A 14,550-nucleotide genomic window follows, 5' to 3' on the forward strand; every position below is an offset into this window, starting at 1 on the left:
GAGGAATAATGATCATTCGTTCAATTGAGACATTTCAAGTGGCAGTACCGTTAAAAAAGGCGTTTAAAACTGCACTACGAACTGTTACTGTAGCAGATGCAATTTATGTTCGTATTCAAACGCAGGATGGAAGAGAAGGATTTGGCGAAGCGCCACCAACTCATGTGATTACTGGAGAATCTTTAGCAAGTATTCGATTTGCGATTGAAGAAGTGATGAAACCTTTATTGATAGGAAGAGATTTACACTATCATGAACAGCTTTTCCAAGAGCTTCATCGTTCAATGGTACGTAATTCAAGTGCAAAAGCTGCTGTCGACATGGCTTTATATGATTTATTGGCACAATATGCTGGACTGCCATTATATCAATATCTAGGTGGTGCGAAATCAGAGTTAACAACGGATTATACCGTTAGTGTGAATGAACCATCTGAAATGGCGAACGATGCAGTAAATTATGTAAATGATGGTTTTCAAATTTTAAAAGTCAAAGTGGGAATCGGCGAAATTTCAGATGATATAAAACGGATTAAAGCAATTCGTGAAGCAGTTGGATCTAACATCAAACTTCGTTTAGATGCTAACCAAGGATGGACGCCAAAAGAGGCAGTGCAAGCTATTAAGCAAATGGAACAGGAACAATTAAATATTGAATTTATCGAACAACCAGTATTAGCGCATGATTTGGAAGGATTAAAGTATGTAACAGATCATACTTTAATCCCTATTATGGCGGACGAAAGTGTCTTTAGTGTTTATGACGCTAAGCGAGTTATTGAGATGAGAGCTGCAGACTTGATCAATATAAAGTTAATGAAAGCTGGAGGAATCTATCACGCATTGAAGATTGCAACTCTAGCTGCTAGTCATGATATGAAATGTATGACTGGTAGTATGATTGAGACAAAATTAGGCGTTGGAGCCGCTGCTCATTTTGCTGCAAGTCAGTCGAATATTATCTATTATGATTTTGATGCACCGCTAATGTTAAAAGAGGATTTACTAGATGGCGGTATACAATATAAAGATTCAAAAATAACATTTGATCCTACGCCTGGTTTAGGCATTAAACGGGTGAATAACTTGTGCAAAGGGGGAATTTAAATGGCAGCTTCAAGTAATATTTGGCGTTGTGCAGTACCAGTGGCAACAGTCTGGACTTCCGTATCTTCTGTAAGAGATATCGATGCACCAGGTGTTGAAAATCCAGTGCATCTTGTGAAATGGCTTGAGGCATTGCCATACAAGGAACGAGTAGATTTGTGTAATGCCAATCGTATTCAAACACAATTGCTCTTTGGGGAAGAAGTAATTGTCGATGAAATAGTTGATGGTTGGGCTAAAATTGTGGCAATTCATCAGCCATCTAAAAAAGATAGCAGAGGTTATCCGGGGTGGGTTCCAGTAGCTCAGTTAAAAGAAGGCGGTACAAACAAATTTAAAAACTATGTAATAGTTACCGCTGATAAAGTTCAATTATGGAGTGAAGATGAAAAGCCGTTAATAGTTCTACCATTCAATACAATCTTGCCTTTACAAGATGAATGTTCAAAGTTCTATCATGTTGATACGCCAAATGGAAAAGCGCTTTTATCTAAAATTGGTGTGGAAATTACAACAAGTAGTACTACAGGAAATCCAACAACTATGGATCAAGCGGTTGCGAAAGGAACAGCATTCTTAGATTTGCCTTACCTATGGGCGGGAATGTCATCTTATGGATACGATTGCTCTGGTTTTACATATAACATGTTGAAAGCATGTGGCATTATTATTCCACGTGATGCGGGAGAGCAAAAAGAAGCAGGTCAAGCAGTTGATAAAGAAAACCAGGAAGAATGGCAAGTTGGAGATTTACTGTTTTTTGCAGATGACTTTGGGAAAGCGCCCGTTCGCCATGTAGGGCTTTACTTAGGAGATGGGAAGATGATACATTCTCCGCAAACTGGAAAAACGGTAGAAATTATTACGCTAGCAGGTACCAAATTTGAAGAGGAACTTTGTGGAGTTAGTCGATATCAAGCAAAATTGGGGTGAGCATCATGAAGGGTGAAGTATTACTATCTGTTGAAAATTTAAAAAAATATTTCGAACTAGGAAAAGGAAATACATTAAAAGCGGTCAACGGTATTAGCTTTGATATTTATAAAGGGGAAACATTCGGTCTTGTAGGCGAATCTGGATGCGGTAAATCGACGGCAGGACGTACTATTATGGGTCTCTATAATCGCACGGATGGAAAAGTTCTATTCGAAGGAAGAGATGTACATGCACAAGTAGGAAAAGATAAAGATCAAATGCTAAAAAATATGCAAATGATATTTCAAGACCCTTATGCTTCTTTAAATCCACGTTCGACAGTATTTGAGATTATTGCGGAACCGATGGAAGTTCACGGATTATATCAAGAGAAAAAAGCTTTACGTGAACGAGTCTATGAATTATTAGAAGACGTGGGTCTAAATAGAGAACATGCTAATCGCTATCCACACGAATTTTCGGGCGGTCAACGGCAGCGTATTGGGATTGCTAGAGCTTTAGCCTTGAATCCTGAATTTATCATAGCAGATGAACCTATTTCAGCGTTAGATGTATCTGTCCAAGCATCTGTTGTAAAGCTATTACAACGTTTGCAGAAGGAAAAAGAACTAACTTACTTGTTTATCGCGCATGATTTATCAATGGTCAAATATATTTCGAGTCGTATTGGGGTTATGTATTTGGGCCAAATGGTAGAGCTCACAAGTTCTGAACAGTTATATCACAAACCGCTTCATCCCTATACGCAAGCATTATTATCGGCAATTCCTATTCCAGACCCAGATATAGAAGAACAAAGGGAGCGGATTATATTAAAAGGTGAATTGCCTAGTCCTATCAATCCACTTTCAGGATGTGTATTCCATACACGTTGCCCGATGGCTAAAGAAGTTTGCAAGCATATGGAACCTCGTTGGCAAGAAAAAGAACAAGGGCATTTCGTGGCTTGTCATCTATATGATGATGAGGTTATGAGAGCTGAAAAAGAAGCTTCATCAACTACTGTATAGATGCAAAATAGGTTCTAAAAGTAAAACTTTGAGGCGTAGTAGACAACAAGACCTACACTTTTATAAATACTAAATTGCAGCGAAAGAAGCAAGAAATATTTATGGAGGTGCTCCTTTGGAAAGGGAGGTAAAGAAAGGTTTAATTAAAGTTTTAACCGTGCCTATTGTCGGCTGCATTCTTGTATTATTGGTACCAATTCTTTTTCATTATTATTTTTAATTTATCTAACTTTCTTAAATTCAAAATCCACCTCTTGAGATAAGAGGTGGATTTTTTGTTTCTAACTGATATATATTGAGTTGTATTTACGTTGGTATGACAAGGTCGGCTTACAACTAATAATAAGCCTCCTACTCGAAGCTATATTTCGACTTCTCTATGTTCTTTTGTTATTAGAGCAATTGTGTAGTCACCACCGTGAATTTGAGAGAACATTTTGCCAGCAGCATTTAATAATTCTATACTTTCCTCATCTGAAAAAGATGGACGTAAATAGAATAGTTGAATGGCATCAGTTGTATTTTCTGTAACAGCTGTCCGCTTAGAGTCAACGAATGGACTACCGAAAGGTCCTTTTGAATCTTTTGAATGGGCTATATTTTTTAATGAATTAAAACGACCGTTCAAACCCTCATATCCGGTCTCCTCATTGCCGAGCGCAATCACAATATCTCCATCTATTAAATTTTCATCGTAAATCCCAATAGGAATTTCATATTGAAGAGAAAAGAAATTATTCAAATCTACTGCAGATTGGAAAGGGGTTAAATAGTTTTGTTTGGCAATTCTTCTCATTAAGCTTTCTGCTGAATGACGATAACGATTTTGATCACCACCTAAAGCTTTCCATGTTGAACGCCATTCTTTAATACCAGGTCTTTCTGTAACAGCTTGTTCTTGTAATTCTAGAAAAAGGTTTTCTTGATACAATTGTGTTCTCCCTTTAATCATTTGAGGAGATTCTGCTACTACAATTTTGGTATAATGAATAATGCCGATTTTAAATGCCGGTACTAGATTTGTTAATGATGAGTCCAATGTTATTTTAGTCACTATACATCACCTAATCATATATTTTTTCCAGTTTATCATAGAAAGAGGAGTGAAACCAAATGAATATGACTGAGCTAAAACAAGAGTTCATCGCCTATGCACAAAGCATAGGCGTCGATAAAATTGGTTTTACTTCTGCATCACCATTTATGGAATTAAAGAATCACCTTCGTCGTCAACAAGAATTGGGTTATCAATCTGGTTTTGAAGAATCAGATATAGAGAAACGAACAGAACCTAAACTTTTACTGGAGAATGCGGCAAGTATAATAGCGATTGCGATTGCTTATCCATCAAAGATGCAAAATGCACCTCAAGGAAAAAAAGGTGCAAGACGTGGAATATTTTGTCGTGCTTCTTGGGGCATCGATTATCATACTGTTTTGCGTGAGAAGCTTGCGTTATTGGAGGCATTTCTTCAAGAAAAAGTACCTGAATGTAAGATACGTTCAATGGTCGATACTGGAGAATTATCAGACCGTGCAGTAGCAGAAAGAGCCGGTATTGGCTGGAGTGGAAAGAATTGCGCCGTCATTACACCTGAATATGGTTCTTACGTATACTTGGGTGAGATGATTACAGATTTACCATTTGAATCAGACGAGCCGATGGAAGATCAGTGTGGAGAATGCAGATTATGCTTAGATGTTTGTCCAACAGGTGCGCTTGTTCAGGGAGGACAACTAAATTCACAAAAATGTGTTGCTTATTTAACTCAGACAAAAGGATTTTTGCCAGACGAATACCGTGCTAAAATAGGTAATCGTATTTATGGCTGCGACACGTGCCAAACTGTTTGTCCAAAAAATAAAGGGAAGAGTAACTGGATACATGAGGCATTTAAGCCCGATCCTGAAGTGGCAAAACCATTACTTGAACCTCTATTAGCCATTTCAAACCGTGATTTTAAAGAAACCTATGGACATATATCTGGCTCTTGGAGAGGCAAGAAACCCATTCAACGAAATGCTATAATCGCATTGGCGCATTTTAAAGAAGTCTCTGCTTTACCTACTTTGATCGAAGTTTTTCAAAAAGATGAGCGCCCTGTTATACGAGGAACAGCTGCATGGGCCATTGGTAAAATCGGTGGTAAAGAGGTAGAAGAAGTGTTACGAGAAGGTCTCATCCGAGAAAAAGACGAGGAAGTTCAATTAGAAATACAAAAAGGGTTAGCGTTTATTAGCGGCCAATAAAAACTAACAATAGTAGGGATTAGCATCACGTCCTGTACGTAAACTTCACATGTATTGAAGTTTCGCTTTATAATTGTTATTAGAAAAATAAAGGAAGTGTCTCGAAGTGTCTTTACACATCGTATTATATCAACCAGAAATCCCTGCAAATACAGGTAATATTGCCAGAACTTGCGCAGGAACAAATACACATTTACATCTAATTCGTCCATTAGGATTTTCAACAGACGATAAAATGTTAAAAAGAGCAGGCTTAGATTATTGGCCAAAAGTTAATATTACTTATTACGATTCTATAGAAGAATTTTACGAAAAAAATGCAGAAGGTACTATCTACTATATTGAAACATTTGGAACAAAAGCATATTCAGATTTCGACTATAGTAACACAGAAGAAGAAATATATTTCATGTTTGGAAAAGAAACGACAGGCATTCCAAAAGAGATCATTCAAGAGCATCAAGAACAATGCTTACGAATTCCACAAAGTGATAATGTTCGTTCTTTGAATCTATCTAATACTGCAGCTATTGTAATTTTTGAAGCCTTACGTCAACAAGGGTTTAGAGGCATGCACTAACAAATATATAAAAAGAGGGCAACCATAAAAGGCTGTCCTCTTTTTATATAAATGATTATTTTTCAGAATACGGTTTGTCTTCATAACCAGCAGTGAAGATTGCAGTTAAGAAAGATAGAATAACTCCAAGTATTAATAATAATTTCATGGAAGTACCCTCCTCATAATAAATGAAAAAGTAAAAGTTCTCTTACAAGTATAGCCCAATTTCACCAAAAATGAAATGTAATTTCCAAACTAAAATATGGCGGAAATTGGTCATTATCTAATCATGATTTTTCAATTCATAACATCTGTATTACTGTACAGAATAAGAATAACCTATTAAAAGGAGTGTTAATCATGTCAAGAGATAAAAAAGCAAAAGAAAATGGATCAATGGCCATTTCATTTGACGATGTTGAAAATCTTGGATGGCAAATGGAAAAACGCAGAAGTGAAACGGAACTAGAAGAAGTAGGTAGAGAGCAAGACCCTGAACAATTTGATGATAATAATAAATAAAAAATAATATTAGTGGAAAAAGTTAAAAAAGCAATTGGAGGAGAAAAATCTCTGTTCCAATTGCTTTTTAAATATAAAGAATAAGGTATTTTAATTATCTTAAGAAAATAAGCTGAATAGCAAATAAAATAGCAAAGAAATATAACAATGGGTGAACCTTTTTTGCATCACCTTTGACTATTTTTAAAATAGGATAAGCGATAAAACCAAAGGCTATACCTGTTGAAATACTTGATGTCAAAGGCATGATTAAAATGATTAAGAATGCAGGGAATGCTTCATCAAATTTACTCCAATCGATATCTTTGACAGATGCAATCATCAATGTACCTACAATAACTAATGTTGGTGAAGTAATAGCAGCAACGCCAGAAACAGCACCAACTAAAGGACCAAAGAATGAAGAAACGATAAAAAGAATAGCAACTGTTAGAGTAGTTAAACCAGTTCGACCACCAGCAGCAACGCCAGAAGATGATTCAACAAATGCTGAGTTTGGGCTTGTACCAAACATAGCCCCAATTGTAGTACCAAGTGAATCTGCTAAAAGAGCTTTACGAGCGCGTGGTAACTCATTTCCTTTCATCAAACCAGCTTGCTTCATAATACCAACGAGTGTCCCAGTTGTATCGAACAAAGTGACTAAGATGAAGGAGAATACTACACCATATAAACCATAATGGATGACATCTCCAAATGCATCTACTGGGTTCCAGATTAAAATGCCTTTAGGTAAATGTGGAATTGCTAATACCTTTTCAATTTTCAATTGTCCTGTAAATGCAGCGATAATACCGGTTGTAATCATCCCGATAAACAAGGCACCTCTTACATTTCTCACCATTAACACAACTGTAATGATCAATCCAAACAAAGTTAACATAACCCCAGGAGAAGATAAATCACCAAGTTTAACAAGATTACTACTTTCGTCTGCAACAATTACATTACTCATACGCAAACCAAGAAAAGCGATAAATAAACCAATACCTGCAGTAATTGCACGTTTTAAATTTTCAGGAATTGCTGTAATTAGTTTCGCACGAAGAGGAGTTAAAGATAGGATAATAAATATAATACCTGCTACAAAAACTGATGCAAAGGCAGTCATATAATCTATTTTTCCATTTGAAGCTAACACAACTGAATAAGTAAAATATGCATTTAAGCCCATACCAGGTGCAATTGCTATTGGATAATTAGCACAAAGTGCCATCCATAAAGTTCCTACAACTGCTGAAATAATAGTAGCCATAAATACTTGGTCAACAGGCACTCCAGCTTCAGATAAAATTACTGGATTGACGACAATAATATAGACCATTGTAAGGAATGTTGTGATCCCAGCAATTATTTCTGTTTTTATATCAGTATTATTTTCTTTTAAATGAAACAACAAAATACCTTCTTTCTAAACACGAACGTTTTTAACAACATTTAATATAATATTCGTTTATGAAATAAATTGCAACCGTTCAGAAAAATTCATTATTCTCGAAATACTTTGATAATATTTGTATAATAAGAATACCCAAAAGGAGGAAATAACATGTATTCAATAACTTCAACAAAAAAATTACATAACGGTATAGAAATTCCACGTTTTGGATTAGGTGTTTATAAGATGGATCAACCAGAAGAAGCGTTCAATTCGATTAGAAAGGCGTTGGACACTGGTTATATTGCAATTGATACAGCAGCATTTTATAAAAATGAACAACAAGTTGGAGAAGCGCTTCGTGCATCTGGAAAACGTAGAGAAGAAATTTTTATCACTTCAAAAGTTTGGAATACCGATCAAGGTTATGACGAAACTTTAAGAGCGTTTGAAAAAACATTAACGGCTCTTAATACCGACTATTTAGATTTATATTTAACACATTGGGCAGTTCCTGATAAATTTACAGAAACGTATCGTGCAATTGAAAGATTATATGATGAGAAGTTACTTCAAGCAACAGGTGTATCAAATCACCAAATCCATCATCTTGAAAAGCTCTTTGCAACGGCAAATGTAAAACCAATGGTAAACCAAGTCGAATTACATCCTTACCTTTCTCAAGTCGAATTACGCGAGTTCTGTCAAAAAAATGATATTGTCATTACTGCTTGGTCTCCTCTAGGTAGAGGTCGTGTTTTACAAGATGAAACTATTGCTGCAATTGGTCAAAAATATGGTAAATCAGTTGCTCAAACCATCATTCGATGGCATTTACAAAGTGACCATATAGTCATACCAAAATCAGTAACTCCAAGTCGTATCGAAGAAAACGCAAATGTATTTGATTTTGAACTTACTGCAGAAGATATGGCGGCAATCGATGCACTAAATCGTAACGAACGTTTCGGTTCACATCCAGATCATTTTTCTTTTTAGTACACAAAAAAACAACGCCTCATGAGAAATCTGAGGCGTTGTTTTTCATTTGTTCTAGAGTTTTTAATAGGATTATCTATCCTTCAAAATCGTTGCTTCAAAGAATTGTTTAAAAATGTCCTCTTTTTGTTCTCCAACAACACGTGCTTGTTCTTTACCATCTTTATAGTAAACAAGCGTTGGTGTTCCTTTAATATTATATTGATCCCAACCTTGTTCAAATTCAAGTAGATTATATTGGTCGATATGAACACCCATATCTTTTGCTAGAGGCATTAAGATTGGAGTGATTCTCTTACAATGTGGACAGTCGGATTTGAAGAAATAGACCATTTCTTCGTCGCCACTAGAGATTTTCTTTTCTAAGTCTTCAGGTAAAATAATATTTTGATAGTTTTTATCATCTAAAATATCAATCGTAGACTGTGCTAAATCTGTTTTACCGTAAAGGTTACTAGAACCGGAAGTCTTCTCTTTGTTGGAACTATTATTTAAGAAATAAAGTGTAGCAAATGCGGCTATCACGATGAAACCAATGATTAAAATAACCGTTAACTTATTGTCGTTCTTCTGGGCATTATTTTTTTTAGAATTTGCCATTAATGTTCCTCCTTAAGTGCTTTTAACATATAGAAGCTTGTACCAGCTATCAAGATAAAGGCTATAAGTGAAAGGAATGGAATAGTGATAAATCCAAACCAGTTAATATAATCTGATGTACAAGGTACTCGTCCACATGAAACAGCTGATTCTTGTAGTGCAGGTAATTTTTGAATACCATAATGATACAATGCAATACATACACCTAAACAAGAGAAAATAGCACTTGTAACTGCAATCCGGGCGTTTTTCTGAACATATGCCACAGCTAGTACAATGACAAGTGGGTACATTAGAATGCGTTGAAACCAACATAATTTACAAGGTTCAAAATTTTGGACTTCTGAGAAAAAAAGAGAGCCCATTGTTGCGATTAGTGATACAACCCACATAAAAAGTAAGCTATACTCCAACTTTTTTGACATATGAAATCTCCTAATCTTAGTATATTCTTTTCCGATTATAATAATAATAATAGTAGATGTAAAACATTAGTACTCGAATGAGGATTTATTTTCCACTAATATTATTTCATAAAAAAGTTCTTAATCACTACAGTGTAAAGCTTCACTCGATAAAGTATCCAATAATATACTATCTTCACTAATGTTAAATCCTTCTATTATAAGCGCAACCAATCCTTGATTAGACTTAGTTTCATGCCATTCTCCATGATCCCAGAATACGGCTATACCTTTTTGGACGGAATAATATTTTTTATCTTCATTGCAAACGACGCCTTCGCCTTCAAGTAAATAGAGTAATTGAGGTGTTGTTGTTTGATGAAACCCAATTTTACCATTTCCTTTAAAGTCATAACTGAAATTCTTAGCTCACAATTTAAATGCATAAAAGAGTTCATAAGAAAATTAGAATTATATTGTGTCACTCGCTTTGCGTTCTCTGCGTTCATCTTATAAAACTTCATATATTACTCCTCCTTTTATCTGTATATCTCACTTTGAACAGGTTTGGTAACACTATAGCTATGTGATCTATCTTATTTCTTATATTAAAGAAGATATTAGACAAATCCTCTTTTAAATTTCAATTTGACATATTAAAGGCTTATTTTTCCGTAAACAAATATCAGTCTAATTACCGAGAGGCTAATCATGCCAAGAAAGATAGGTCAGTGGTATGATTAAGTAAAGAAGAGAATTGGGCATCCAAGATTGGAGGCAATTGATGAATTCTACAGATCATTCAAATATTAGTTTATTAAAAGAAATTGCAGAAATGTTAAATGAAGGAACAGAAATGCAACCGATGCTACAAGGTGCACTACGAAAGTTTTTGAAGGGTACTAATTTTGAAACAGGTTGGATTTTCTTTGTCAATAAACGAGGTAGACACGAGCTAATTGCACATGAGAATTTACCACTTGCATTGGAGGATCGAAACTGCCATTTCCTCGCAAAAGGCGGTTGTTGGTGCATATCAAAATATCGCAATCAAGAATTGATGAAAGCTTCTAATATTATTGAGTGCCAACGTATTGAGAATGCTACTACTGCTTGTGTTGGTGATTGTGCAGGTATTACTCATCATGCGACGGTACCTTTACAATCTGGACAAGAACGATTTGGATTACTAAATGTAGCTTCACCGAATACAGTACGTTTTACTGACGATGAATTAGCCTTGCTTGAATCGGTCGCTTTCCAAATGGGTTCTGCAATCAAGAGGATACTTCTAACAAAACAAGAGCAAGAAATGGCACTTGTACAGGAACGTAACCGACTTGCGAGAGATTTACATGATTCGGTCAATCAATTACTCTTCTCTGTCACGTTAACTTCACGAGCAGGTATTGAAATGGCAGAGAAAACAGAGACAAAAGAAACTTTTAAAGAAATTCAAAATTTAACACAAGAGGCACTTACAGAGATGCGTGCTTTAATCTGGCAACTTCGTCCAAAAGGTTTAGAAAGTGGTTTAATCGAAGCGATAAAAGGATACGCCGAAATGCTCGGTTTACAGCTGAAAGTAAAAGTATCTGGCGTACTCCAACTACCTTCTCGTATTGAAGAGACACTTTTCAGACTAACGCAGGAAGCGCTTAACAATGTAAGAAAACATGCAGGTGTTAAAGAAGCACAAATTTTCATCACGATTACACAAACAGATGTATTACTTGTTATAAAAGATGAAGGTAGAGGATTCCAAGTTGACTCACTCGTCCAACTACCTTCAATCGGGTTACAAAGTATGCGTGACCGCACAAAAGCTTTAGGTGGCTCGGTTGATTGGGTAAGTAATTTGGGCAAAGGAACAGAAATCTTAATCCGTTTACCTTATTAAAGGGGGATAAGTATGATTAACGTTTTAATAGCTGATGATCACCATGTGGTAAGAAGGGGATTGTTGTTCTTCCTTAAAACTCAAAAAGATATCGAAGTAGTAGGAGAAGCTTGTAATGGCAAAGAGGCAGTCGAACTAACTAAAGAGCTACATCCTGATATTGTATTAATGGACTTAGTCATGCCTGAAATGGATGGTATTCAAGCAACAAAACGCATTAAAGCAAAATATCCAGAAATACAAATTTTGATGTTAACAAGTTTTTCTGATCGTGACCATGTTGTACCTGCAATTGAAGCAGGAGCAGCAGGTTATCAATTAAAGGATATCGAACCTGATGAGCTTGTTTTAGCAATTCGCCGAATTATGGCTGGAGAAAATATTATGCATCCACAAGCAACAACACAACTTATACGAAATCGTGAGATAATGGAAGATCTTCCACATGTCAAACATCCACTAACAAAAAGAGAACAGGATGTACTAGCAGAATTGACAAAAGGAAAAAGTAACAAAGAAATTGCGGCATCACTTTTTGTTACTGAAAAAACAGTGAAAACACATATTTCGAATATCTTCGCTAAGTTAGAAGTACAAGATCGAACACAGGCTGCACTCTATGCTGTCAAACATGGTTTAACAGAAGGCAGTGGAGAAGATTATTAAGATAATTACGCTGTTAGGTCGCATGTAGAAAAAATATTATGCGGGGGCTCTACGTTGTTATTTGATCAGATATTCTTAATATAAAAAATCGCCATCTCTTAGTGTAGAGAGGCGATTTTTTATTTTATTTATATAAATGAGTAAAATTCAATATTCAATCTCTCTATAGACAATATCCACTTTTATATGGTATTATATAAAATCCGTAAAGGTGTATAATATTTAAATATATCATAAATATTATAATTTGTCAAGTTTAATTCGTTTAAAATATTAAAAAAATTGAAGGTGACTCGATTGGATTTTAATATCATGAATATTCATTCATCCTTAATTCAAAAACAGGCAGTGCAAGAAATTTTTCAATGTAATGATTTTACTACTAAATATGGTCTTAGTTTAACGGAACAACAAGCAATGGAATTAGTTAAAACAAGAAATCAAGTATTAAGTTCAAATGGTCGAGTTGAATTTAGTGGAGGAATTATTCATAAAATCATTCAGGAATTTTGTGACTCTCCTTATATTACAAAAGACAATTACGTCTCTACAATCCAAGAACTCATTGAAATCTTTTACTATTACAAAAATGAAATGGAAGATTTAGTGAGCGATGATGATTTAATCTATTTCATGGGAAATGCCTTTAATCAAAAATGTCAAGGGTCTCTAGAGTTACTTTCTGGTAGAGAACTAGATAAAATAGCTACGAATCTTAGGTATGGAAAAAATCCATTAGATGATGAAGAAGCTGATTGCGAGAATGAGGATGATGATAATTATGAGGAGTATTGAAAAGTTTGGTGAGATATATCGATTTAATCTAAGTGAAGAATTTTACGTTCAATCTCTTTTAGAAATAGCTGTTCAAAAGAATATATTAACACTAGAAGAATTAGAAATAATCCAGGTTCAATGCATACAACTTCTTAACAGCCAAATCGAAAAATATAATAATGGTCAATCTAGTTCCGTTAGAATTGAAGTGGCTGAGGGAATCATGAAGTCGATTCTTTATACAATAGGCATTCAATTAAAAACGTTTCCAACCCCGAAAGACGCAGTTAATATGTTAAAAACAACTACAATCGAAAAACTGTATCAACTAGGAAGAAAAAGAATTGATCAAAAGTTAAAAGCGACAAAGGTTCTTACTAATCTAATGTTGGAAAATAAGTTGGATACTCCTCAAGAAATATACAATGCTACTGTGACAGAAGGAGTAAAGGGCTTTTTTAAAATTTATAATCCAAATTTCGAAGCTCACGAAATTCATATTACCGCCGATTATCCAGTTTGTGTGCCAATCAATGGTTTTGTTGGCATTGAATTTATGCAAAAATATGTAGAAACCATTAATTATGAAAATATATTTTGTCGGTATTTTTCATCAGAGGCTATTCATTGCCTATTAAGTGGATATCAAGAAGAGTATCAATATTTAGTGATGAATATATATGAAAAGGTACTTACAACAGCAATTGGTTGCAAAATCATTGGAAAGGATTCGAGGGATTTAACAATCTCTAAGATTCAAAAAAATTATCTGTTGAATTTTTTATCCACACAATCAGTTGAGCAATTAAAAGAAATTGTATTGAAGGCAGCTAAACTTCTAAAGTATGAGCTAGGTATTAACGCCGGTTCTTTAGAAAAATACATTGATAAGAGTTTATCAATTATAGTGGCGAATATAGCTACAGCAGTAAAATCGAATGCGCTCGATCAACAATTTATAACGGCAAAATATATTGACAAGAACTATAAGATAAAATTTTCAGACGGTAGCAAAATAGACGATGAGTTATATAGAAACGTCATCAAAGAAATAAAAGAATGTCGCTATACTTCTGATAAATTAGCGATTATAAAAAGTGAAATACATTCTATGAGTGATTTAGAAGATGTGATAAGAGATGCCACATTATCAAAAAGTGAAATAATGGAAGTCCTCACTTTACTCAATCCTATTGAAATTGCTGCACTATTAAAGCGTCACTCTTATGATTTGGAACTAGAATTTAATGGAGTGCGTGAAGAGGAAATGCGATTTAGAGAATGCCTGGATATATATCTATCTTTACAATCTAATGATTTAAGGGGTCAAATATTAAAGGCTTCTCATCAAATTGAAGAGAAATAAGAAAAACTGCCTGTAAAGTCCAAACAAAAAGAGGGGGATTAGAAACCCCTCTGAAATTTCGTTTTATCAAATAA

At 34.8% G+C, this 14,550-nt stretch carries 15 protein-coding genes and 1 pseudogene; 11 read left to right on the top strand and 5 right to left on the bottom strand.

Annotation, left to right across the window (positions count from 1 at the left end):
• Nucleotides 1-8: 8 nt before the first annotated feature.
• From D1606_RS03000 to D1606_RS03010, 3 genes are read left to right on the top strand one after another with little or no spacing between them, the layout of a single operon-like run.
• Entirely contained in the window at nucleotides 9-1,106 is a 1,098-nt protein-coding gene (locus D1606_RS03000; protein WP_119414528.1) for a dipeptide epimerase, read from the top strand.
• Nucleotides 1,107-2,039: a C40 family peptidase gene (locus D1606_RS03005; protein WP_119414529.1), complete on the top strand. Its 933-nt coding sequence runs from the start codon at nucleotides 1,107-1,109 to the stop codon at nucleotides 2,037-2,039.
• A gap of 5 nt (nucleotides 2,040-2,044) precedes the next feature.
• Nucleotides 2,045-3,052, top strand: a complete 1,008-nt coding sequence (locus D1606_RS03010) for an ABC transporter ATP-binding protein (protein ID WP_119414530.1) — start codon at nucleotides 2,045-2,047, stop codon at nucleotides 3,050-3,052.
• 361 nt (nucleotides 3,053-3,413) lie between these two features.
• Here D1606_RS03010 and D1606_RS03015 read toward each other — a convergent pair whose 3' ends face one another.
• Nucleotides 3,414-4,106: a B3/B4 domain-containing protein gene (locus tag D1606_RS03015; RefSeq protein ID WP_119414531.1), complete on the bottom strand. Its 693-nt coding sequence runs from the start codon at nucleotides 4,104-4,106 to the stop codon at nucleotides 3,414-3,416.
• Nucleotides 4,107-4,165: 59 nt separating this feature from the next.
• On the opposite strand from D1606_RS03015, the gene queG reads away from it, so the two are divergent.
• The 3 genes from queG (at nucleotide 4,166) to D1606_RS18660 (ending at nucleotide 6,386) form a co-directional block, all read left to right on the top strand.
• A complete protein-coding gene (gene queG, locus D1606_RS03020) occupies nucleotides 4,166-5,302 on the top strand; it encodes a tRNA epoxyqueuosine(34) reductase QueG (RefSeq protein ID WP_119414532.1) in 1,137 nt (378 codons plus the stop codon).
• A 106-nt stretch (nucleotides 5,303-5,408) separates the two neighbouring features.
• A complete protein-coding gene (gene trmL, locus D1606_RS03025) occupies nucleotides 5,409-5,882 on the top strand; it encodes a tRNA (uridine(34)/cytosine(34)/5-carboxymethylaminomethyluridine(34)-2'-O)-methyltransferase TrmL (protein WP_119414533.1) in 474 nt (157 codons plus the stop codon).
• Between the two features lie 342 nt (nucleotides 5,883-6,224).
• A complete protein-coding gene (locus D1606_RS18660) occupies nucleotides 6,225-6,386 on the top strand; it encodes a hypothetical protein (RefSeq protein ID WP_158582308.1) in 162 nt (53 codons plus the stop codon).
• 94 nt (nucleotides 6,387-6,480) lie between these two features.
• Here the strand turns inward: D1606_RS18660 and D1606_RS03030 are convergent, their stop codons facing one another.
• Nucleotides 6,481-7,782 (bottom strand): NCS2 family permease, encoded by a 1,302-nt coding sequence (locus D1606_RS03030; protein ID WP_119414534.1) that lies wholly within the window; start codon nucleotides 7,780-7,782, stop codon nucleotides 6,481-6,483.
• A gap of 153 nt (nucleotides 7,783-7,935) precedes the next feature.
• On the opposite strand from D1606_RS03030, the gene D1606_RS03035 reads away from it, so the two are divergent.
• Nucleotides 7,936-8,763 carry an aldo/keto reductase gene (locus D1606_RS03035; RefSeq protein ID WP_119414535.1) on the top strand — a complete coding sequence of 276 codons (828 nt, stop codon included), beginning with the start codon at nucleotides 7,936-7,938 and terminating at the stop codon, nucleotides 8,761-8,763.
• Between the two features lie 72 nt (nucleotides 8,764-8,835).
• Here the strand turns inward: D1606_RS03035 and D1606_RS03040 are convergent, their stop codons facing one another.
• The 3 genes and pseudogenes from D1606_RS03040 to D1606_RS19280 form a co-directional block, all read right to left on the bottom strand.
• Entirely contained in the window at nucleotides 8,836-9,363 is a 528-nt protein-coding gene (locus tag D1606_RS03040; RefSeq protein ID WP_119414536.1) for a thioredoxin family protein, read from the bottom strand.
• On the bottom strand, nucleotides 9,363-9,788 hold the full coding sequence (locus D1606_RS03045) for a disulfide oxidoreductase (protein WP_119414537.1): 426 nt from the start codon (nucleotides 9,786-9,788) through the stop codon (nucleotides 9,363-9,365). The genes D1606_RS03040 and D1606_RS03045 overlap by 1 nt, the downstream gene beginning before the upstream one ends.
• A 120-nt stretch (nucleotides 9,789-9,908) precedes the next feature.
• Nucleotides 9,909-10,163, bottom strand: a pseudogene (locus tag D1606_RS19280) (cupin); the annotation flags it as partial.
• A 388-nt stretch (nucleotides 10,164-10,551) separates the two neighbouring features.
• Here D1606_RS19280 and D1606_RS03060 point away from each other — a divergent pair.
• The 4 genes from D1606_RS03060 to D1606_RS03075 all read left to right on the top strand — a co-directional run bounded on the left by D1606_RS03060 (nucleotide 10,552) and on the right by D1606_RS03075 (nucleotide 14,476).
• Nucleotides 10,552-11,667, top strand: coding sequence for a GAF domain-containing sensor histidine kinase (locus D1606_RS03060; protein WP_119414539.1), 1,116 nt, complete (start codon nucleotides 10,552-10,554; stop codon nucleotides 11,665-11,667).
• Nucleotides 11,668-11,679: 12 nt separating this feature from the next.
• The gene (locus D1606_RS03065) at nucleotides 11,680-12,333 is read left to right on the top strand and encodes a response regulator transcription factor (protein WP_119414540.1); all 654 of its coding nucleotides are present in this window, start codon (nucleotides 11,680-11,682) and stop codon (nucleotides 12,331-12,333) included.
• Between the two features lie 297 nt (nucleotides 12,334-12,630).
• The gene (locus D1606_RS03070; RefSeq protein ID WP_119414541.1) at nucleotides 12,631-13,128 is read left to right on the top strand and encodes a DUF6323 family protein; all 498 of its coding nucleotides are present in this window, start codon (nucleotides 12,631-12,633) and stop codon (nucleotides 13,126-13,128) included.
• Entirely contained in the window at nucleotides 13,115-14,476 is a 1,362-nt protein-coding gene (locus D1606_RS03075; protein WP_119414542.1) for a DUF6179 domain-containing protein, read from the top strand. Before D1606_RS03070 ends, D1606_RS03075 begins: the two co-directional genes overlap by 14 nt.
• The last annotated feature ends 74 nt before the right edge of the window (nucleotides 14,477-14,550 follow it).

Origin of the sequence: Rummeliibacillus sp. POC4, assembly GCF_003576525.1 — a bacterium.
Classification (GTDB): domain Bacteria; phylum Bacillota; class Bacilli; order Bacillales_A; family Planococcaceae; genus Rummeliibacillus.

Excerpts from the sequence above, each read along its gene's own strand:
- D1606_RS03035 (WP_119414535.1), top strand. The coding sequence starts at position 7,936 with ATGTATTCAATAACTTCAACAAAAAAATTACATAACGGTATAGAAATT.
- D1606_RS03010 (WP_119414530.1), top strand. The coding sequence starts at position 2,045 with ATGAAGGGTGAAGTATTACTATCTGTTGAAAATTTAAAAAAATATTTC.
- D1606_RS03060 (WP_119414539.1), top strand. The coding sequence starts at position 10,552 with ATGAATTCTACAGATCATTCAAATATTAGTTTATTAAAAGAAATTGCA.
- queG (WP_119414532.1), top strand. The coding sequence starts at position 4,166 with ATGAATATGACTGAGCTAAAACAAGAGTTCATCGCCTATGCACAAAGC.
- D1606_RS03040 (WP_119414536.1), bottom strand. The coding sequence starts at position 9,363 with ATGGCAAATTCTAAAAAAAATAATGCCCAGAAGAACGACAATAAGTTA.
- D1606_RS03045 (WP_119414537.1), bottom strand. The coding sequence starts at position 9,788 with ATGTCAAAAAAGTTGGAGTATAGCTTACTTTTTATGTGGGTTGTATCA.
- D1606_RS03075 (WP_119414542.1), top strand. The coding sequence starts at position 13,115 with ATGAGGAGTATTGAAAAGTTTGGTGAGATATATCGATTTAATCTAAGT.
- D1606_RS03000 (WP_119414528.1), top strand. The coding sequence starts at position 9 with ATGATCATTCGTTCAATTGAGACATTTCAAGTGGCAGTACCGTTAAAA.
- D1606_RS03065 (WP_119414540.1), top strand. The coding sequence starts at position 11,680 with ATGATTAACGTTTTAATAGCTGATGATCACCATGTGGTAAGAAGGGGA.
- D1606_RS03005 (WP_119414529.1), top strand. The coding sequence starts at position 1,107 with ATGGCAGCTTCAAGTAATATTTGGCGTTGTGCAGTACCAGTGGCAACA.
- D1606_RS18660 (WP_158582308.1), top strand. The coding sequence starts at position 6,225 with ATGTCAAGAGATAAAAAAGCAAAAGAAAATGGATCAATGGCCATTTCA.